The sequence below is a fragment of the Nitrospira sp. genome (genome assembly GCA_035968315.1).
Classification (GTDB): domain Bacteria; phylum Nitrospirota; class Nitrospiria; order Nitrospirales; family Nitrospiraceae; genus Nitrospira_D.
The window spans coordinates 700389-717612 of sequence record JAVYIN010000005.1 but is presented as its reverse complement, the minus strand read 5'-3'; the positions used below and the strand labels follow the sequence as shown (position 1 = coordinate 717612).

Sequence of the window (17224 nt, the reverse complement as noted above, 5' to 3'; positions counted from 1 at the left end):
CGGCATTCGATGGCTGGGACGATGATCGACACCGACATCGCGGTGGTGGGCGCGGGCGGCGGCGGAGCCGTGCTGGCCCTCGCGCTGGCGCAGAAGGGGATCAAGACGCTCATCATCGAGCAGGCCTCCGGGCCGCCGCAGGGGTTGCGCGGAGAAATCCTCCAGCCCAACGGCCAGCACGTGTTGGATCGGCTCGGTCTCCTGAGCAAGCTGCCGGCTGACTCGACCAGGACCGTGCGCAAGTTCCACTTCTGCCGTGTCGGCGGCGAACGCCTCTGCACGGTGGATTATGGAGAATTGCCCGCGCCCTATAACCGGGCCGTTGTGACGTTGCCGAATGTGGCGCACCACGCCATTCTCGATGCCATTCAAGCCGAGCCCTCGGTCACGCTGTGGTACGGCACCAGCTTTCTCCGCCTTATAAGGGAGGGAACGCAGGTCTCCGGCTTGGTAGCGAAGCGAGGCGATGAAGAGGTGACGATTCGGGCGAAGGTCGTGGTGGGCGCGGACGGGGCCTTTTCAAAAGTGCGGGAGGCCTTGCAGATTCCCGCCGATCTCCATCTCTACCCGCAAGGCTATCTCATCGCGATTCTGGATTCGCCCCTGCCGGTGAGCGAAGCGAAGTACTTTGTCGGCAAGAAGACCATCCTCGGACTCTTTCCAGCAGCCGGCGACAAGGTCTATTGCTTCTACATGATTCCAACTGGCACCTATGACAAGGTGAAAGCACAGGGGCTTCCGGCCTTGCAGCAAGCTTGGACGGCCATTGATCCTACGCTGAAGCCGGTCTTTCAGCGATTGACCGACTGGAGTCAGACGGCCTTCATGCCGACCGGTCGTGTGCGCACACCCACCTGGGTGGCGGACGGCGCGTTGCTGATTGGCGATGCGGCCCATGCGATGAATCCGCACGCGTCACAAGGGCGCATGCAGGCGATGGTCGATGCCATCACCGTGGCTGACTTGTTGCCGGACTGTTTGGCCCAGCAGGACTTCTCTGCCGCCACGCTCAAGCAATATGAAGCCGCGCGCCGGCCGCAGGTGACCATGTTGCAGCGGCTTGCGGACGAGCAGGTGGTGTTTTGGAACACGGCGAATCCGGTCCTTGGATTTTTGCGCGACCGTGTATTTCGCACGCTCGACCGGAATCCGCGCCTGCGGTATCGTGTCTTGTCCACCACGGCGGGTTTGCGGCAGACGGCTCCCTTTTCATTGATCGATCGAGTGATGGCGGCGGGGTTGCTTCCTGATCCCTGCGCCGGGAATAACACAGCGGGAAGATGAGGTGCGCGCATGGGGCCGAGTGAGTGGGTGATCGAAGGGCTGCCGGAGGAGTCGCAGCAACAGCTGCGCGGGTATGTAAAAGACGTCCGCGCGGCCTACGGGGATCAGCTCGACGGCTTGTTGCTGTATGGCAGCGCCGTGCGCGGCGAATTCCTGCCGGGCCGGTCGAATTTCAACATCGTGCTGCTGCTGAAGTCGTATGCGGGCGAGTCGCTGAAGAAGTACGGTGCGGTGCATCGGCGATGGGCCAAGGAGCAAGTGGTGGTGCCGCTGTTCCTGACCTCCGAAGATTTGCAGGCGGCTTCGCTGGTGTTTCCGCTTGAATATCTGGAAATCCAGGAACAGCATCGTGTCCTTTGGGGGCAGGATCCCTTCGTCGGGTTCAAGGTCGATCAGCGCCATCTGGCAAGCCAGGTGCTGCAGAGTCTGCGCGGGAATTTGCTTCGGATGCGGCAACGATACGTTGAGGGGGGCGGCAGCGAAGAGGCGACGACGATTTTGCTGCCGCTATCGGTGACGGCGCTGCTCCCTCCGTTGCGCGGTCTGCAACGGTTGCTGGGGCGTCCGGTCCTGTCGCAGAGCGACGCGCTGTTGAGCGATGTCGCCAGCCATCTTGGATTGGATTGTTCCGGGCTACGCGATGCGTTATTGCTGAAGCGCGGACAGATTTCCCCCGGTCATAAAGAAGTGCCCCGGCTGTTCGACCGTTATGTGGAGAGCTTGAGCCAGTTTGTTGCCAAGGTCGAATCCCTCATCGGGCAGAAAACCTCATGATTTATTCCTGGCGAATCATCCTGTTCGCGTTTCTTTTGGTGTTTGGTCAGGGATTGGCCTGCGACAATCTTGGTCAGGCCGCGCTCTATGACCGTCCCAAGGAACGGGCGAAGCTGCCGAGTCCGATGGGCTATGTCAGCGACCATGCGCAGGTGCTGGACGACGATTGGAAAGCGCGCATTCGATCCGTGTGCCAGGATTTGGAGCGCAAGACCGGCGTCGAGATGGTGGTCGTCACGGTGCCCACGCTGAAACCGTTTGAGTCGGCCAATGAATACGCGACAGCGCTCTACGAAAAGTGGGGAATTGGATCCGCGCAGCAGGAACATGGGGTGTTGGTGCTCGTCGCGGTGCAGGAGCGGCAAGCGGCCATGACGTTGGGCCGCCAGATGTTGCCGGTCATCACGCCTGCGATCATGAGCGAAGTCGGCGGGGGCACTCTGCACCCTGCGATTCAGCTCGGGCATTTCGGCGAGGGCCTCTATCGTACCGTGGTGGCGCTCGCGACCCCGGCGCAAGAAGTGCGCGTCAGCACGCTGGCCAAGCACCATTTCAAAGGTGTGGGTTTCTGGATCACTCTCTTCACCAGTGTCGGGGCGCTCTCCTTCTTTTGGTGGATCAGCCGCCCGGACCTTCGCCATCCCTATCGACGCATCCAGCAAGGCGAGTATTGGGGGACCGGCCAAGGCGGATTCGGCGGCAACTGGGGCGGCTTCGGCGGAGGCACCAGCGGGGAGGGCTGGCGGTAGGTAGATACTAGCGTGCGGTTGTTCGTTCTCGTTTCGGAACCACTCGCCCTTCTTCCAAATCCTGCAAATCGGACCAGGCTGTCAGATCGGTGCGTGAGGGATCGACGGCATCGCGGAGTTTGTCGAAATAGGCCTGTTTCTCCGGCGTGCTCGGGCCGCGCTTCAGCATCATGGCATTCCACTCGTCCAGCTCAGCCGGTGTGTGAGGGGTTGCCACCCCACGGAACCAGTTGGCCACGCCCTCATCGGTGGGATTCGTCTTCACCGCTGCCGTGAATTGTTCGTGCGTGATCCCGGCGAATTCCAGCAGGCGAAAGTCCATCGGGCAGGGGTAGATGTATTCCCCCTCGGTGCCGGCCAGCACGGCGCGGCATTTGTCGATCATGCGCGCGACGTGGACGTAGCCTTCCAGTTTGACACGCATGCTGCGTGGAAAATTCTTTCGCAAGTCCATATCGCTCGACCGATGAGCCCTTCTCGCTGCGGCCTCTCCCCGTAAGCGGGGAGAGGCCGCGAGTGATGAGGCTTAGCAGGATGCTGAAAAAGTCCGCCAGCGGCGTTCCCTGCCTTCGCCGAAGCGCTTCGCGCAGGCAGGTCGCGGCGCTCAGAGACTCAACGTACGTTCGTCAGTACGCCTCGCCTCTTCGCTTGCTGCGGCCTTGCTGGACGGCCTTTTTGATCATCCTGCGACCTCTCTGAACCGTTCCCATGTCTGATCCATTCATCAATGCTGAACAGTTCAACGCGAGTATTTCCGCAGCCTGTTAGATCAGCTTGTGATTCGTGAACGTGAGGTTCTTCACGACGACTGCCCCGTTTTCATACGTGATGATGCGGCGGGTTGCTGGCAAGTCGGACGAGCCCACGCGCACATGGGTGTCGGTGAAGCTCTCGACATTGTTCAGCTTCCCGTCGGTCGGGGAGTAGTAATAGACGGTATAGCGGGTCGTCAGGTTCTTTTGATCCTGCGTGACGGCGCTTTCCTCGACGTTGATCGTAAAGGCGAACGGGGTCATGCCGGGGTGGGCCATCTTCCGGTTGATCTGGGTGATCCGGTTATCCTTGACCCGGTAGAAGGAGTTGGAGCCGTGGATGTCCACCTTCGTGCCGAAGGGGTGGCCATCTTCTTCCATGGTGAGGGAATATTTTCCGTCGGACTCTTCAAATGTGCGCGGTCCCCGGTGCACGGCGATCATGCCGAGCTGTTCCTGCGCCCACTTCTGCACGTCGGCATCGCCGAGTTGGACGGAGACTTCCCGCGGCCCTTTGACCATGACGGGGCCTGTGGTTTCCTTCCCGTTGATATTGACCGTGAGATCGGCAGTGAAGCCTTTGAAGTCCGGTTGCCAGCGGGCGGTCTTCTCAAACGCCTGGCGGAGGAGTTCACGGGCTTGGGGGTCGTCGGCAACGGTTGATTGCGGGGCTGTATGCATGGACATGGGCAATTCTCCAGTTGATAAGGTTGGGGCGATTATACCTACCCCATTCGATAGGGCTCAATGGGGCTGGTTTAGGCAGGATTTCCGCTTGCTGAGCCCATCGGACAGCCATTTTGAGCTCCTGTTCATTTCTTCCCTCAAAATATTTCAAAAATCATGTGTTTTCTGATATAGTTCGGCGATTTTTGCACCTGCCCGGGCGAGCGGGCTCTCGATCGACGGGATGTGCTCAGAAAAGGATGGTGGATCGGCATGGAACGACGCGCGGCTTCCCATACGGAAGAAGAAGAGATGAATCAACGCCGCAAGCTGTTGAATGCGGCGAAGCGGGGCGATCAAAAAGCGATTGCCAAGCTCTTTGAGCTCTATCAAGTGCGGGTCATGAATCCGGATCAATTGACCAAGATCAACAAGGTCTATGCGGCGATGCCGTTGCCGGTTAAGGCCTCGAAGTCCAGCAAGTCCTCGTCGAAAAGCGCCAAACAGCCCCCGGCGAAGCCTGCGGCTCCGGTAAAATCCACGAAGGCCGAGAAGCCTGTGAAGCCGGCGAAGCCCGCGCCGCCCGCGAAGTCTGCCAAGCCAGCTTCCAAGCCGGCTCCCAAGAAAGCCGCCAAGCTGCCGGCCAAGCGCAAAGCGAAGTAAGGGCTAGGTTTCTCCAGCCGTACGATCGTCCTGCTACTGGACGGCGACGCGGAGCCCCCCGCCTGCCAAGCCTGACGCGATCTGCTCTGCCTTCTCAGCCTCACCCTCGAAGACCGTCGCTTCTCCTTCATGATCGATTCGATAGGCGAGCTCAAACGCATATGATGACGACATGCCCGGTATGTACCGGCACAGCAGGGTAATGACTTGCTGGTAGGTATGGCAGTCGCAATTGTACACGATCACGCGAGCTTCGAGCCCCTGGCCGGACCCGGTTCCCGTTTCTTCAGTGACATCGGGCGTGGCAAAGGGGGCGGATGGTTTCGGCATGGAAAAATCTTAGCAGAGTCCTGGGTGGAGGTTAATATCCTGTCTTGATGACCAGATGATTGGAGAGAGTGAGGCCTTCCCGCGCGATCGTTCTGGAGAGCAGGTGACAATGAGCGGAGGAGTCTGTCACGGCTGCGAGCAGGTGCGCCTCCGCCAGGGCGATCGTATAGCGCAAGGCGGCGGCGGTTTTGATGAGCGCCAGGCCATATTCAAACCGATAGGCGGCCTCTCCCGATAATCTTCCCGCACTCAGGTCTTGGACCTCTGCGACGGTAAAGGGGTGGCGGTGGAACTCCTCGCTCATCAGCCGCAGCAGCGCGGCAGGTCCAGGGACGAGGTCGCGGCCGATGGGCATGGCATGCGTCGGATCAAAGAGCCCCCGCTGGACACGCCGGTCTTCCTTGAAGGCGTGATGGAAGAGGGTGCGCCAGTCGTGATCGGCCAGGTCCCGGTCGATGGCCTGGCGCAGGCCGTCCGTGAGCGGCCCGCTGACATTGTAGCCTTGGACAAGCCGCCCGCTGGCAACCAGTTCGGGAAATGTTCCCCCCATGCGATCTTCGTAGGCGGTGGTGCCTGAAAAGGGGGTCAGTCGGAGCGCCATGTAGTCGCGAAAGTGGATGCGGTAAAAACGGGTGAGCAGGCGCGCGAGCGTCTCCGCATGGCAGAGGTGAAACGGATAGAACAACGCGTCGGCATGGAGGATAGGTTTCATCGACAAGCGTCCCGACTCATGCTAGTTTTCGCCCATGAAAAAGATTTTTACGTCCTGGCTCGATGTGTTGCTCGTCTGTATTCCGATTGCGGTGACACTGGAACTTTTCAAGGCCGATCCGCTGTTCGTCTTCATCGTCTCGGCGTTGGCCATCGTGCCGCTCGCCGGCATGCTGGGGCGCGCGACTGAACATCTGACCTCCCATGTGGGGGCGGGTGTTGGCAGCTTGCTGAACGCATCGCTCGGGAATGCGGCGGAGCTGATCATCGCGCTCGCCGCATTGCGCGAGGGCTTGCACGATGTCGTGAAGGCGTCCCTCACGGGTTCGATTCTGGGCAACATTCTTCTTGTCCTCGGCGCCTCGATGCTGGCCGGCGGCCTCAAGTATGAGCGGCAGAAGTTCAACCAGACGGCGGCGGGCATGGGGGCCAGCTTGTTGCTGCTGGCGGCCATCGGACTGATTATTCCCGCGTTGTTCCATTTTACGGCGTCTGATCGCGGGGTGGCGATCGAGCGGGAGCTAAGTCTGGAAATCGCGATTGTCCTGTTTGTCATGTATGTCTTGAGCCTGACGTTTTCATTGAAGACCCACCGCCATCTGTTTGCCGGAGAAGATCACGGCGCGGAGGATCTGGGCGAAAAGCCCTGGAGCTATCGCCTCTCGGTGACGGTGCTGACGGTTGTGACGGCATTGATCGCGCTGATGAGCGAATTGCTGGTCGGCGCGATCGAACCGGCCGCCCATCAGCTGGGCCTCACGCAGGTGTTCGTCGGCGTGATCCTTGTAGCGCTGGTCGGCAACGCGGCGGAGCATTCGACCGCGGTGCTGGTCGCGATGAAGAATAAGATGGATCTGGCCTTCGGCATCGCCGTCGGGTCCAGCCTTCAAATTGCGCTCTTGGTGGCGCCGGCGCTGGTGTTTGCCAGTTATCTCTTCGGCACGCCGCTGGACTTGATCTTTACGCCGTTCGAAGTCGCGGCGGTGACGATCTCGGTGCTGGTGCTCGGCTTTGTCGGGATGGATGGTGAGTCTCACTGGATGGAAGGGGCGATGTTGGTCGGCGTCTATGCGATGCTGGCAATCGCGTTCTATTTCCTGCCGGCCTGAACGTTCCGCTAGATCTTGTCCATATCGATCACTTCGGTCGCATCCCACAAGTTCTTCCATTCGGCGTCGGCCAGGTCTTTCTCCCGGTCGATATGAGTTTCTTCTCCAAATGCCCTGGGCGTCGGCGCAACGGAGTCGCCAACTGTATCCTGGACTGGCACGGTGTCGGTCTGACTTTTTCGTCGTTTCTTGGAGGGGTCCATATTGACGGGCATGAGGTACCTCGTGTGAAGGGGACAGGCTGGTAGTCTCTCTTTCCCCGAACGTGCTTGTCAATGGTGGGCAGAGTCAGAAGAGTTCCTCCGCCACGCTGTCATGATAGCGCCGGCCGAGGGGCGTGAGTCGAATTCGGTCATCTTCCGTGGCGAGCAGGCCCTTGGCTGCGAGTTGCTCGATGGCGGGGCGTTGGTCGGGATCGTTCAGGGCCATCTCGCGGGGGACGCCTGTAAGCAGGCGCAGGCCGAAGATCAGGGCATCGCGCCGTTGCTCATCGGGAGACAGGCGCACGCGATCGGAGACGGGCAGGCGGTCTTCCTGTAGGAGACTGCAGTAGGTTTCCAGATTGGCGATGTTTCCGAATCTGACCCCATCGACGTAGGATTGCGCGCTCGGGCCGAGCCCGAGATAGTCCTGGTTAGTCCAATACAATTGATTGTGCCGGCAGGCGAATCCAGGCTTGGCGTAGTTGGAAATTTCGTAGCGGGTCAGTCCCGCCTTGCCCAGTATGGCTTCGGTGGCGGCTTCCATATCGAGTTGGAGCGAGTCGTCCGGCGCCGGCGCGAGCCCCTTGGCGATATCCTGGGCCAGCTTGGTGCCTTCCTCGATGGTCAGCGCATAACAGGAGACATGCGTTGGCGAGAGCTCCAGGAGCGAGTGCAGGGTGGTGCGCCATGAGGCCAGGCTCTGTCCCGGCAAGCCATACATCAGGTCGAGATTGATGTTGGTGAATCCGGCGGCTCTGGCATCGGCAACGGCTTGCCTGGTCTCGTTCACCGAGCCGGGGCGGCCAAGAGGGGCAAAATCCGCCTGGTTCATCGATTCGGCGCCAAAGCTGATGCGGGTGAATCCAGCGTCCGCGAGGATCCGGACATCGTCTGTGCCGACCGTCGAGGGATGGGCTTCCACGGTGAGTTCCGCCTGAGGTGTCAGCGGGAAGGTGTTCCGAATTCGGTTGAGCAGGGCGGCCAATCGCCGGGCTGGAATGACGGTCGGTGTGCCGCCTCCCAGATAGACGGTGTGCAGGGGCCGATTGCCAATGACGGCTTGCTCACGATAGAGATCCAGTTCTCGTTCGAGCGCAAACATGAATGAGTCGAGCCGGTCGCCCTTGGGGATTTCCAGATAGAAGGCGCAGAAGTGGCAGCGTTGCCGGCAGAAGGGGATATGCAGATAGAGTCCGATGTCCTTATGTTGCGCCATTGACTAAATCTTGAACGGGTATGGTTTTGTGAAATCTTTCTCAAGCGCTACTTCAATTTCATCTTGAGCGGACTTGCCACGATTTCTGATATGGGCGCTCCAGCCTGGGTGGCGGCGCAACGATTCAAACACCACCTTGATAATATCCGGCTTCATTCTCGTTTCCCATTCACGCGTCCAGGCCTGGTGATCGTCATCCCCTTCATAGTTGTCGGGAAAAATTGCTTCGAGGCTGAATTGCAGGGTGAAGGATTTTTCTTCTCGGTACATGGGGCCTTTCATTGCGATCCGGGCGCGGCGATTTTATAATGGGGCCAACAGAAGGAGTCTCCCGATGCCTATCTTCGAATATGTCTGCAGTGAATGTAAACACCGCTTTGAGCTGTTGCTGCAAGGTTCTGCGCAAGCGGCTTGTCCGAAGTGCAAGGCCACCAGGCTTGAAAAGCTCATTTCGTCGTTCGGAGTCGGGGCGACGGGCAGCTGGGCCTCTCCTGGCTCGGGCGGGGGCGGTTCCTGCGGGAGCTGCGGCGATCCGCGAGGCCCTGGCGCCTGCTCGATGAATTGAGTGGCGGCTGATGGACTCTGAGGCCGTATTGCAACGGGCCATTGGGACTATTTCCCAATCGGACCCGATCATCAAGCTCTTGCAGCAGGTGAAATTGGGAAAGATGAAACCGGCCGACGCCGGGTTGCGCGCCATCGTTGAGGCCTGGCTGGCGACGTATCAAAAAGTGGTGGCCTCTCCCGGTTTGACCAAAGCCGCGCTCAGCCGGATCAATCCCTCTCCCAGGGTGGCTGTGCTGATTGAGGCGGGCGTGCTGCACGCCACCCAGCCAGCGGTCCAGTCGCTGGAGTCGGCGTTTTCCCACGCCATGGCCCAGGCCCCAAGCGAATAAGTGTGCCTGCGATGCGGTGCCTGTCTCTATTTGTATCGGCAGTCCTGCTGTGCGTGGTGCCGGCCGTTGCGGCTGATGAGGTGCCGGGAATCGGGCCGCTTCTCCGCGGGTCTGTTACGGATTTTGCGAAGACGCTTCCTGCAGACATCCGCTTCTTGAACGATCCTGCCTCCATCGAAACATTCTTCGCTGCGTTGGACGGCGAGCCGCCCGATTGGCCGACGGTGTATGGCCAGGGCCATCATGATCCGGCGCATGACGAACGGTTGTTCAATCTGAACCGCGAACGGGATGCCAAGCGGAGAGGAAATCCTGCGTTGCAGACGCGGATTGCGTTTGTCTGGTCGGGGGAATTGTCGCGATTCGATTCCGAGGTCGGCGGCTATTCCGTTGCGCTCGGTCCGGTGTTCATTGCGACCAGCTGGGGCATGGTCCGATTCAAGCCGGAGGATGTTCCCGGTGACTTGCGCGTGAAACTCGATTCTCAGCAGGGGCATCATGTGCGGCAGTCGATGGATCGTGGAGACCCGGTGGAACTGGTGGTGATCTTCATCGGCCGGCTGATCCCCGAAGAATCGATCGTCTACGACTTCTCGCACGATCAGGAAGGGATGGGGCTCGTCATGCCGTTTATCCGCGTCGAGCAGGTGCAGTACCTACAGGCTCGGTAATTGGCGGAGGGCTCCGCGCCCAGGCCTCTCAGAATGCGTCTTTCGCGCAGCGAAATCCGGTGCCGCTGGGCCGGCTATCCATCAGGCCCCAGTCCCGGTCGGTCGTCCGGAGACTCACGGCCGGTTTCAGCCAGGAGCCGCCGCGCATCGCTTTGATCGCGCCTCGCACAGGGCCGGGCGGATCGTTCAACGGAGCGGATCGATAGTAGTTGGGATCGTACCAATCCTGCACCCACTCCGCCGCGTTCCCGGCGAGATCGTGAATGCCGTAGGGGCTGAGGCCTGAGGGAAAACTGCCGGCCGGCATAGTTAAAATTTCACCCAGCACTCCGTGCTCTTTTGCGATCCGTGCGCCGTCCCCCTTCACCCAAAAGGCGTCCCAGTCGGCTCCGCTTTGAAAATCGACCGTGCGGCCAGCCCAGTAACTGGCGCTGTTCGCTTTCGTGAAATCCCACTCGTTTCCCCAGGGATAGCGGCGGCCGTCCGTTCCCCTTGCGGCCTTTTCCCATTCGGCTTCGGTGGGGAGCCGTTTGTCGGCCCAGCGGCAATAGGCCACCGCATCCTCCCAGCTTACGTTGACGACGGGATGAGTTCTAATTTCAGGGAGGGGGAATCCATGCGCCCACAGAGTCGCCGAGGGTTGCGCATTTTCCGGCATGCGATGACCGGTCGCTTGGACAAATTCGAAGTAGTCGCCGTTCGTCACTTCAAATCGGTCGAGATAAAAACTGCCGATGAACACCTGTCGCTCGGGATGTTCGTCGGCCAGCCCGCCGCTCCCCTCCGGAGTGCCCATCGTGAATTCTCCGGCGGGAATGAGAACCATGCCCTCGGGGAGCTGAGAGCTGATGGCTGATGGCGAATGGCAGAGACCAAGGAGGAAGAGGCCCAGAATGCCGGCGAGCTGCCCCTTCATTACCCCTTCTTGATCCCGCAGGCTTTGGCGACCGCATCCCGGTAGGCCAGCCAGAGGCGCAGGCTTTTCTTGAGGCTGGTCATGACGGATTGTTGCTGCGCCGCGGAGGGCGTGTATTCCGTCACCATCTTATAGGCGTCATGCCGGTGGCCAGCCTCCACGAGCTGGTGAGCCCGAATGAGATCCATGGAGTCGGGATGGGCTCCATGAAAGCGCACCAGGGGATGGTTCTTGATCGTGGCCTCGATCTCTTCCGCCGTCTTCGGTTTCGAGGGTTCGAGCAGCTCCTTCCGATCTTTCACGCTGCCTTCGACGAAGACCGTGAGCGTGGCCGCGCCGAGCACCCATTGCTTGTGGGTGGACATCTGGTCGAGCCAGGCGCGATACGCGCGGCTGGCGGGGAGAGGCCGGACCCGCTCGAAGTCCTTGGTGGAAAACCCCAGCCCTTCCATCATCGTGAGAAAGAGTTCTGGATGCGATTGGCCGAGCGACAACCCGCCGGTATCTTCTTCATAAATATTCTCGGCCAGCATGCGGCGCACGTCTGGCGGCGGATTCTGGCCGTGGATGCGCGCGAGGAACACGGGGAAATCGCGCACGTAGACGAAGTATTCCTGCTGGAAATGAATCTTGAGCTGGTCTTTGGTGAGGCGCCCATTGGCGAAATGGTCCCAGGCCCAATGGTGTTTGCCGTCCATGATTTTCAGAAGCGCGTCGAGGAACCGGGCTTGCGTCAGTCGTGCTGCCATCGTACCTTGCCTTCCTGAAGGCCGCCTCGTTAGAATCCGGCGGCCCGATAAGGAGCTGTGATGAATCCCATTACCATTCAAAACCCGGACGACATTCTCACCCTGCTGGCCGACATCGCGTTGCGCGGGCCGGGGTTCTCCACCGAATGCCTGCTGGATTACGTGCTTGAAGAAGGGTTCACCGAACCGATCTTCTTGAACGCCAGCGGCGAAGATCCTGCCGCATTCTACAAGGGCCAGCCGAACGCCTGGGCTGTGTATCAGGTGCGCGAGTGGAAACGGGTGTTGACCGTTTCAGGCGGTCCTGGCCAGGAGCGCCGTGTGCGCATTACCGAAACCCCGTAGGTGAGGGCGAGTGTAGAGGGGACGGGGGAAAAGTGCAAATGCTTGCGCAATCTGTCCGATATCCTGTGTCAGGGGAACCCGCTGGCCCATGGCAATGCGCTATCTGACCACCGCTCAAGACATGGGGGAACTCGCGATCATCAAGAGCCTGTGCGAGGCCAACGCCATCTCATGTTTTTTTCAGCACGAACACATCAGCAGTCTCTATCCCGGATGTTCCGCCTTGCTCTGCCGGCTATTGGTCGACGAGGCCGATTGGGAGCGGACCGGCATTTTGTTGCGTCGGCTGCGGATGCCTCTTCGCGAAGTCGGGCCTACTGCGTAGCAGGGTTCTGAACACCCTCAATTATCTCTCTCCTGTGAGACCGTACTCGATCCGTGCGCCTTGCGCTTTTTGAGATCCGCGCGCATAGTTCGGTTTCAGCACTGAACCCTATGTGGAGGAACGACGATGAATCGACTCGCAGCAGAGGCGGTGGGGACGTTCTGGCTGGTTTTTGGCGGGTGCGGGAGCGCCGTGTTAGCCGCGGCGTTTCCAGAGGTCGGCATCGGGTTACTCGGGGTCTCGTTTGCGTTTGGTCTGACGGTCTTGACCATGGCCTATGCCATCGGCCATGTTTCCGGCTGTCACCTGAATCCTGCCGTGTCGGTGGGATTGGTTGTGGGGAAGCGATTCCCTGCGAGCGATCTGCCCGGCTATATCGGCGCACAGGTCCTCGGCGCCGTTGTTGGAGCGGGGGTGTTGTATCTGATTGCGAGCGGCAAGCCGGGATTTGAACTCGGCGGGTTTGCTTCCAACGGCTTTGCCGAGCATTCACCCGGCGGCTATTCGATGATGGCGGCCTTGATAGCCGAAGTCGTGCTGACCTTCATGTTTCTCTTCATCATTTTGGGGGCTACGGATAGCCGGGCGCCGCAAGGTTTTGCGCCGATTGCAATTGGGCTTGGACTGACATTGATCCACCTGATCGGGATTCCGGTCACCAATCTCTCCGTGAATCCCGCCCGGAGCACCGGTCCGGCCCTTTTCGTTGGAGGGTGGGCGATCGCGCAGCTCTGGCTCTTCTGGCTCGCTCCGATCATCGGCGCGGCATTGGCCGGACTGGCCTATCCGATGATCGCGGGAAGCAAAAAGTCGTAACCAAGTTTTTCACCGCGCCGCAGGTTGCCGAGGCCTATATTCCCGGTGGCCTGCGGATTGTCAGGTCTGCTCAATGCCGGTAGATTATTGCGTTTCGCCATCAGGCTTTATCATTGAACAGAGTTCACCATGTCACTGAAGTCTAAGGTCTCCTCCAAACGCTACACGGTGGATCGCTTGCTCTCGAAGCTAGGCATCGCCTCTCGTGGCACAAGCCAGGAGTGGGTCCGCGCCGGGCGCGTGCAGATCAATGGGCGGGTGGTTCGCGATCCGGCCACCTGGGTCTTGTGGCCGAAAGACGCCATCTCGGTTGATGACCGGCCGATTCAGGATTCAGCCAAGCGGTTTCTGCTCTTTCACAAACCCAAGGGGGTCATCACGACACATAGTGATGAGAAGGCGCGGAAGACTATCTTCGATGTGTTGCCGGCGGACTTAGGCTACCTGCACGCCGTCGGGCGGCTGGATCAAGCGACCAGCGGGCTTCTGTTGCTGACCAATGATTCGGTCTTGTCGAGCTATCTCACCGATCCGGCCAATAAAGTGATGCGGACCTACTTGGTATCTGTGCGGGGTGAATTCACCGAGGCGCAAGCGAATGACGCCACGGTTGGCGTCGTCGATAATGGTGAGCGCCTCCAGTGCCACAGTGTGAAGATTCAAAAAAGTTCCGGCCGCGAGTCGCATCTGGAAGTGGTGTTGGTGCAGGGAAAGAATCGGGAAATTCGCCGGTTGTTCCTGGCACTGGGGCATGAAGTGACCAGGCTCAGGCGTATTCAATACGGCCCATTTACACTGGAAGATCTTCCGCCCGGCGCCTGGCGTGAGATGCCGATCGAGGACGCACGGAAGGTACTGAGGCTGTGAGTGCTTGGCGTGCTCACTGGATGGCGGACACCGAACAACCTTGCGGTCGTTAGGGGCGAACCGCAAGGCTGTTCGGTCATTGAGGGAGAGGGTGCTACACACTCCTGACTATTTCACGGGAATACTGATCACGATCGCTCCCATGACATCATTGATCTTGAAGTCCCGCTTGGGGCTCTCCTGATGGGCATTATGGCAGCCGATACAAGCCTGGGTTACAGCGAGATCCGGATAGACGGCCTGGAAGTGCCGGGCGCCCCCTACCGTCACAAACCCGGTATAGGGTTTGGTCGGATGCGTGAGGACGGTGCCCAAGCCAGTTTTCTCGAACTCGCTGGAGGCCACATTCCGTTTATTGATCGGCCAGAGGCTAATGAGTCGATACTGGATACCGATATTTTTTCTGGCCATCACGCGGCCCGACTCGATCAGGAATTGAGCCGGTAGGGGGAGTGTATTCTTTTGTTCCCAGTTCTCCGAGGCCACGACCACTCCTTTGGCCTGCATCCGTTCAACGACGTGCTTGGTGTAGACTTCACGGTCTGCCTCGATGACGGCATGTACATAGTCCGCCACCATTTCAATGGGCAGGCTCACAGCTGTTCCTTCCGTCGCGGCATGGCTCGGCCCAACGAAGCCGACGATGCCTAATCCGAATACCGACATGAGAACTCCCCTGAACAACTTGCTGGAGGATGTCATAAAAACCTCCTTGGCTTTTTCATGGACACATCGGCGTTAGTCGTCGTGGTTCCATGAAGGGGTGTGGTGCTGTGCGAAAACCCGGTGTCGTATCTCGTTGTTTTCTGCTGTATATGTAGAGCGAGTTCTGTGCCGTACTTGTGGGTGATGAATTGCCAGCAAATGCTGAGATAAACCAGAAAAACTTAACGGGAAATGATCAAATACGTACCGGAAGAGATTCAGTGCTGTATCTTTTATGATAACAGAGCAAGCGATCATGCTCTCATAGAATGATTGAGAAAGGGGGGCGATGAAAGGGTTCAGTCAGGATGGAATGTCTGTTGTCGTTGCGATTTGTGATAGAAGAGGGAGCAGGGTGCGGTTGTCGGAGTGATATAGGAGCGTCTCGGCTATTCGTGATTGGCAGGCACATTATGACTGCCCTGTCTGATGTCGAAGTGACACTTGCGAGATTCATCCTATTTCGCTGGCGTCCGTTTGGCCGATAGCAGCCGTTCCGCCTGGGTCATCGCAATCAGAAGCGCGGGCAGTTCCTTGTTCTTATTTATCGATGCCGGCAGGCTGTCGACGAAACGTTCCGCCGATCTCATCAACAACTTTAGCGCCTCTTTCATGCCGACCTGTGCTGTGGTCCGTGCCGACGACACAGTACGAGGGCTTGTGCGGCTTCTCCTCGGGCTCACATAGGGTTGCGGGGCCGCCGGATTATCTTTGATCAGCTCTGGTCGTATTCGGTTCATGGTGTATCCTTCAAGGCGTCAGAGAGAGTGTGCATCTGGTGAAGTAGAATAAGTCATGGCAGAGGGAAGAAGTAATCAACCTTCAAAAGTTCCCCGCCTGCACCACATCCTCCAGGCTATTGATGTCGAGCCAATGGCCGGCTGTATAGAGGACGCGGATGGGATAGTTCCATTTCAGCAGTTCTTGGAGTAGCTGGGGGATGGCGGCTTTGCGGTTATCGGGCTTTGCCAGGAGTTCGGCAATGATGCCGGTGATGAGGGTGGTGGCGCTGGGGGAAACTTTGAGGAAGCCCATCCAGACACCGTGGATGGAGTCTTTGGGGAGCGCAGCTCCCAATTGCTTGAGATAGATCTTGGCGTTGAAGGCTTTTCTGGAATTGGGAATGGAACATTCGGCGAATCCGCCCAGGCGGGCGTAGCTGCTCTGTTCCTGCCAGTTGCTATCGACGAAGATCACGCAGTCATCGTTCTCCTGACAGAGCGACTGAGGGATGTACTTATTGAACAGGACATCCCCGTAGGAAATGATGGTGCTCTGCGCCGGTCCCTTTCTGGACTTCAGGGCCTTGAGGAGCGAATCCAGCTCGCCGGTGTCGGCATAGTCGTCGTTATCAACGTAGGTCAGGTTGGGCAGAGTGACCGCGTCTTTCTTGTACCCGCGCACGACGACGATATCCTTGATGCCCACGGCGTTGTAGGCGTCCACGATGTGGGAGAGGATGGGCGCGCCCTGGATCTTGACCATCGTTTTGGGCTGTTGTTCGGTGAGTTCGCCCAGTTCTTTTCCCCGAGAGGCGGCCAGCACAATCGCGCTGGTGTCTTCGGCCCCTTTGGGCAGATAGCGGTCTTCGGCCTCTTGCAGTTCGGCGGCGTTTTGCAGCCGAAAGATTTCTGATACCGGCGCGACTTTGTCTTCGATCGAGAGCAGGTGCTCCTGCTCCTTGAGGGTCTTCGCTGTCTTCTGCATGGCGGTCACGGAAGACCGGAGCATGTGATTGGCCCAAATGACGACGGAAAACCCATGCTGGCGAAACACGTCCGTCGGCGTGGCGTAGTACTTCGTCGGCACGATAACGACCGGGCAGCGATTGCCCCATTCCTGTTTGAATGCCAGGATTTCGTCCGGCACCGACAAGGCGCTGTGAATCAGGATGCCGTCGGCGCCTGCCTGATGATAGGCCTCGGCGCGCCGCAGGGCTTCCGCCAGGCCCCAGCCGCAGATGAAGGCTTCGACACGGGCGATGATGGAAAAGTCGGGGTCGGTCTGCGCGTCTTTGCCAGCTTTGATCTTGCCGCAGAACTCGTGCATGTCCGCCATGGGCTGGGCGCCGCCCTTGATGAAGCTATTGGTCTTGGGGAAGAGCTTGTCTTCGATGCAGACGGCGGCGATCTTGCGCTGCTCCAGTTTGCGGACGAGCCGCTGCATGTTGTTGAAGTTGCCGTAGCCGGTATCGCCGTCGAGGAGAATGGGAATCGTGGTGGCGTCGGACATGAATTCCAGATCTTCGAGCACCTGGGTCCAACTGGCTTCGTTATTGTCGCGGACGCCGAATTGGGCTGAGATCGAGAGGCCGCTGGCCCAAATGCCTTTGAATCCGGCTTCCTGGACGATCTTGGCGCTTAGGCCGTTGTGGGCTTCGCAGATGAACTCCAGCTGTTCCGACAGGAGCAGGTTCCGGAATTGCGATGTCGTGCGGGTATTGGGGGTCGAACTCATAATGGGGTCCCTGCCGTGAG

Annotated in this window: 24 protein-coding genes; 12 read left to right on the top strand and 12 right to left on the bottom strand. The window is 59.2% G+C overall.

Annotated features, from left to right (window positions below):
• Window positions 1–9 precede the first annotated feature (9 nt).
• Genes RI101_07015 through RI101_07005 form a run of 3 tightly spaced genes read left to right on the top strand, consistent with a single transcriptional unit; the run spans window position 10 to window position 2807 of the window.
• Window positions 10–1284: an FAD-dependent monooxygenase gene (locus RI101_07015; protein MEC4889797.1), complete on the top strand. Its 1275-nt coding sequence runs from the start codon at window positions 10–12 to the stop codon at window positions 1282–1284.
• 9 nt (window positions 1285–1293) lie between these two features.
• Window positions 1294–2058: a hypothetical protein gene (locus RI101_07010; protein MEC4889796.1), complete on the top strand. Its 765-nt coding sequence runs from the start codon at window positions 1294–1296 to the stop codon at window positions 2056–2058.
• Entirely contained in the window at window positions 2055–2807 is a 753-nt protein-coding gene (locus tag RI101_07005) for a TPM domain-containing protein (protein MEC4889795.1), read from the top strand. The genes RI101_07010 and RI101_07005 overlap by 4 nt, the downstream gene beginning before the upstream one ends.
• A 7-nt stretch (window positions 2808–2814) precedes the next feature.
• Here the strand turns inward: RI101_07005 and RI101_07000 are convergent, their stop codons facing one another.
• Together RI101_07000 and RI101_06995 are read right to left on the bottom strand one after the other, a co-directional pair.
• On the bottom strand, window positions 2815–3261 hold the full coding sequence (locus RI101_07000) for a DUF5069 domain-containing protein (GenBank protein MEC4889794.1): 447 nt from the start codon (window positions 3259–3261) through the stop codon (window positions 2815–2817).
• Between the two features lie 310 nt (window positions 3262–3571).
• Window positions 3572–4246 (bottom strand): DUF3386 family protein, encoded by a 675-nt coding sequence (locus tag RI101_06995; protein MEC4889793.1) that lies wholly within the window; start codon window positions 4244–4246, stop codon window positions 3572–3574.
• Between the two features lie 252 nt (window positions 4247–4498).
• Here RI101_06995 and RI101_06990 point away from each other — a divergent pair, with 252 nt between their 5' ends.
• On the top strand, window positions 4499–4888 hold the full coding sequence (locus tag RI101_06990) for a hypothetical protein (GenBank protein ID MEC4889792.1): 390 nt from the start codon (window positions 4499–4501) through the stop codon (window positions 4886–4888).
• A 33-nt stretch (window positions 4889–4921) separates the two neighbouring features.
• On the opposite strand, the gene RI101_06985 is transcribed toward RI101_06990, so the two are convergent.
• Window positions 4922–5218: an ATP-dependent Clp protease adaptor ClpS gene (locus RI101_06985; protein MEC4889791.1), complete on the bottom strand. Its 297-nt coding sequence runs from the start codon at window positions 5216–5218 to the stop codon at window positions 4922–4924.
• Between the two features lie 31 nt (window positions 5219–5249).
• Complete coding sequence (locus tag RI101_06980) at window positions 5250–5930, bottom strand: hypothetical protein (GenBank protein ID MEC4889790.1); 681 nt, start codon at window positions 5928–5930, stop codon at window positions 5250–5252.
• Window positions 5931–5964: 34 nt separating this feature from the next.
• On the opposite strand from RI101_06980, the gene cax reads away from it, so the two are divergent.
• The gene (cax, locus tag RI101_06975) at window positions 5965–7038 is read left to right on the top strand and encodes a calcium/proton exchanger (protein ID MEC4889789.1); all 1074 of its coding nucleotides are present in this window, start codon (window positions 5965–5967) and stop codon (window positions 7036–7038) included.
• Window positions 7039–7046: 8 nt separating this feature from the next.
• On the opposite strand, the gene RI101_06970 is transcribed toward cax, so the two are convergent.
• The 3 genes from RI101_06970 to RI101_06960 form a co-directional block, all read right to left on the bottom strand.
• Window positions 7047–7253: a hypothetical protein gene (locus tag RI101_06970; protein MEC4889788.1), complete on the bottom strand. Its 207-nt coding sequence runs from the start codon at window positions 7251–7253 to the stop codon at window positions 7047–7049.
• Between the two features lie 73 nt (window positions 7254–7326).
• Window positions 7327–8457: a radical SAM family heme chaperone HemW gene (hemW, locus tag RI101_06965; protein ID MEC4889787.1), complete on the bottom strand. Its 1131-nt coding sequence runs from the start codon at window positions 8455–8457 to the stop codon at window positions 7327–7329.
• 3 nt (window positions 8458–8460) lie between these two features.
• Window positions 8461–8727, bottom strand: a complete 267-nt coding sequence (locus tag RI101_06960) for a hypothetical protein (protein ID MEC4889786.1) — start codon at window positions 8725–8727, stop codon at window positions 8461–8463.
• A 64-nt stretch (window positions 8728–8791) separates the two neighbouring features.
• Here RI101_06960 and RI101_06955 point away from each other — a divergent pair, with 64 nt between their 5' ends.
• From RI101_06955 to RI101_06945, 3 genes are read left to right on the top strand one after another with little or no spacing between them, the layout of a single operon-like run.
• Window positions 8792–9022 carry a zinc ribbon domain-containing protein gene (locus tag RI101_06955; GenBank protein MEC4889785.1) on the top strand — a complete coding sequence of 77 codons (231 nt, stop codon included), beginning with the start codon at window positions 8792–8794 and terminating at the stop codon, window positions 9020–9022.
• Between the two features lie 10 nt (window positions 9023–9032).
• Window positions 9033–9353 (top strand): hypothetical protein, encoded by a 321-nt coding sequence (locus tag RI101_06950; protein MEC4889784.1) that lies wholly within the window; start codon window positions 9033–9035, stop codon window positions 9351–9353.
• An 11-nt stretch (window positions 9354–9364) separates the two neighbouring features.
• Window positions 9365–10024: a hypothetical protein gene (locus RI101_06945; GenBank protein MEC4889783.1), complete on the top strand. Its 660-nt coding sequence runs from the start codon at window positions 9365–9367 to the stop codon at window positions 10022–10024.
• A 28-nt stretch (window positions 10025–10052) separates the two neighbouring features.
• Here RI101_06945 and RI101_06940 read toward each other — a convergent pair whose 3' ends face one another.
• A complete protein-coding gene (locus RI101_06940) occupies window positions 10053–10940 on the bottom strand; it encodes an SUMF1/EgtB/PvdO family nonheme iron enzyme (protein ID MEC4889782.1) in 888 nt (295 codons plus the stop codon).
• Window positions 10940–11689: an iron-containing redox enzyme family protein gene (locus RI101_06935; GenBank protein MEC4889781.1), complete on the bottom strand. Its 750-nt coding sequence runs from the start codon at window positions 11687–11689 to the stop codon at window positions 10940–10942. Before RI101_06935 ends, RI101_06940 begins: the two co-directional genes overlap by 1 nt.
• Window positions 11690–11749: 60 nt before the next feature.
• Between RI101_06935 and RI101_06930 the strand changes: the two genes are divergently transcribed.
• The 4 genes from RI101_06930 to RI101_06915 all read left to right on the top strand — a co-directional run bounded on the left by RI101_06930 (window position 11750) and on the right by RI101_06915 (window position 14042).
• On the top strand, window positions 11750–12034 hold the full coding sequence (locus RI101_06930) for a hypothetical protein (protein MEC4889780.1): 285 nt from the start codon (window positions 11750–11752) through the stop codon (window positions 12032–12034).
• An 88-nt stretch (window positions 12035–12122) separates the two neighbouring features.
• Window positions 12123–12359, top strand: a complete 237-nt coding sequence (locus RI101_06925) for a DUF2007 domain-containing protein (protein MEC4889779.1) — start codon at window positions 12123–12125, stop codon at window positions 12357–12359.
• A 126-nt stretch (window positions 12360–12485) separates the two neighbouring features.
• Window positions 12486–13175 carry an aquaporin Z gene (gene aqpZ / locus RI101_06920; protein MEC4889778.1) on the top strand — a complete coding sequence of 230 codons (690 nt, stop codon included), beginning with the start codon at window positions 12486–12488 and terminating at the stop codon, window positions 13173–13175.
• A gap of 129 nt (window positions 13176–13304) precedes the next feature.
• The gene (locus RI101_06915) at window positions 13305–14042 is read left to right on the top strand and encodes a pseudouridine synthase (protein MEC4889777.1); all 738 of its coding nucleotides are present in this window, start codon (window positions 13305–13307) and stop codon (window positions 14040–14042) included.
• Window positions 14043–14150: 108 nt separating this feature from the next.
• On the opposite strand, the gene RI101_06910 is transcribed toward RI101_06915, so the two are convergent.
• The 3 genes from RI101_06910 to aepX form a co-directional block, all read right to left on the bottom strand.
• Window positions 14151–14708, bottom strand: a complete 558-nt coding sequence (locus RI101_06910) for a DUF3365 domain-containing protein (GenBank protein ID MEC4889776.1) — start codon at window positions 14706–14708, stop codon at window positions 14151–14153.
• A gap of 497 nt (window positions 14709–15205) precedes the next feature.
• Entirely contained in the window at window positions 15206–15487 is a 282-nt protein-coding gene (locus RI101_06905; protein MEC4889775.1) for a hypothetical protein, read from the bottom strand.
• Between the two features lie 82 nt (window positions 15488–15569).
• Window positions 15570–17204: a phosphoenolpyruvate mutase gene (gene aepX / locus RI101_06900; protein MEC4889774.1), complete on the bottom strand. Its 1635-nt coding sequence runs from the start codon at window positions 17202–17204 to the stop codon at window positions 15570–15572.
• Window positions 17205–17224: the final 20 nt, after the last annotated feature.

Bases quoted from the DNA above. Each gene is read 5' to 3' on its own strand.
- RI101_07015 (MEC4889797.1), top strand. From the start codon at position 10: ATGGCTGGGACGATGATCGACACCGACATCGCGGTGGTGGGCGCGGGC.
- RI101_07010 (MEC4889796.1), top strand. From the start codon at position 1,294: ATGGGGCCGAGTGAGTGGGTGATCGAAGGGCTGCCGGAGGAGTCGCAG.
- RI101_07005 (MEC4889795.1), top strand. From the start codon at position 2,055: ATGATTTATTCCTGGCGAATCATCCTGTTCGCGTTTCTTTTGGTGTTT.
- RI101_07000 (MEC4889794.1), bottom strand. From the start codon at position 3,261: ATGGACTTGCGAAAGAATTTTCCACGCAGCATGCGTGTCAAACTGGAA.
- RI101_06995 (MEC4889793.1), bottom strand. From the start codon at position 4,246: ATGTCCATGCATACAGCCCCGCAATCAACCGTTGCCGACGACCCCCAA.
- RI101_06990 (MEC4889792.1), top strand. From the start codon at position 4,499: ATGGAACGACGCGCGGCTTCCCATACGGAAGAAGAAGAGATGAATCAA.
- RI101_06985 (MEC4889791.1), bottom strand. From the start codon at position 5,218: ATGCCGAAACCATCCGCCCCCTTTGCCACGCCCGATGTCACTGAAGAA.
- RI101_06980 (MEC4889790.1), bottom strand. From the start codon at position 5,930: ATGAAACCTATCCTCCATGCCGACGCGTTGTTCTATCCGTTTCACCTC.
- cax (MEC4889789.1), top strand. From the start codon at position 5,965: ATGAAAAAGATTTTTACGTCCTGGCTCGATGTGTTGCTCGTCTGTATT.
- RI101_06970 (MEC4889788.1), bottom strand. From the start codon at position 7,253: ATGCCCGTCAATATGGACCCCTCCAAGAAACGACGAAAAAGTCAGACC.
- hemW (MEC4889787.1), bottom strand. From the start codon at position 8,457: ATGGCGCAACATAAGGACATCGGACTCTATCTGCATATCCCCTTCTGC.
- RI101_06960 (MEC4889786.1), bottom strand. From the start codon at position 8,727: ATGTACCGAGAAGAAAAATCCTTCACCCTGCAATTCAGCCTCGAAGCA.
- RI101_06955 (MEC4889785.1), top strand. From the start codon at position 8,792: ATGCCTATCTTCGAATATGTCTGCAGTGAATGTAAACACCGCTTTGAG.
- RI101_06950 (MEC4889784.1), top strand. From the start codon at position 9,033: ATGGACTCTGAGGCCGTATTGCAACGGGCCATTGGGACTATTTCCCAA.
- RI101_06945 (MEC4889783.1), top strand. From the start codon at position 9,365: ATGCGGTGCCTGTCTCTATTTGTATCGGCAGTCCTGCTGTGCGTGGTG.
- RI101_06940 (MEC4889782.1), bottom strand. From the start codon at position 10,940: ATGAAGGGGCAGCTCGCCGGCATTCTGGGCCTCTTCCTCCTTGGTCTC.
- RI101_06935 (MEC4889781.1), bottom strand. From the start codon at position 11,689: ATGGCAGCACGACTGACGCAAGCCCGGTTCCTCGACGCGCTTCTGAAA.
- RI101_06930 (MEC4889780.1), top strand. From the start codon at position 11,750: ATGAATCCCATTACCATTCAAAACCCGGACGACATTCTCACCCTGCTG.
- RI101_06925 (MEC4889779.1), top strand. From the start codon at position 12,123: ATGGCAATGCGCTATCTGACCACCGCTCAAGACATGGGGGAACTCGCG.
- aqpZ (MEC4889778.1), top strand. From the start codon at position 12,486: ATGAATCGACTCGCAGCAGAGGCGGTGGGGACGTTCTGGCTGGTTTTT.
- RI101_06915 (MEC4889777.1), top strand. From the start codon at position 13,305: ATGTCACTGAAGTCTAAGGTCTCCTCCAAACGCTACACGGTGGATCGC.
- RI101_06910 (MEC4889776.1), bottom strand. From the start codon at position 14,708: ATGTCGGTATTCGGATTAGGCATCGTCGGCTTCGTTGGGCCGAGCCAT.
- RI101_06905 (MEC4889775.1), bottom strand. From the start codon at position 15,487: ATGAACCGAATACGACCAGAGCTGATCAAAGATAATCCGGCGGCCCCG.
- aepX (MEC4889774.1), bottom strand. From the start codon at position 17,204: ATGAGTTCGACCCCCAATACCCGCACGACATCGCAATTCCGGAACCTG.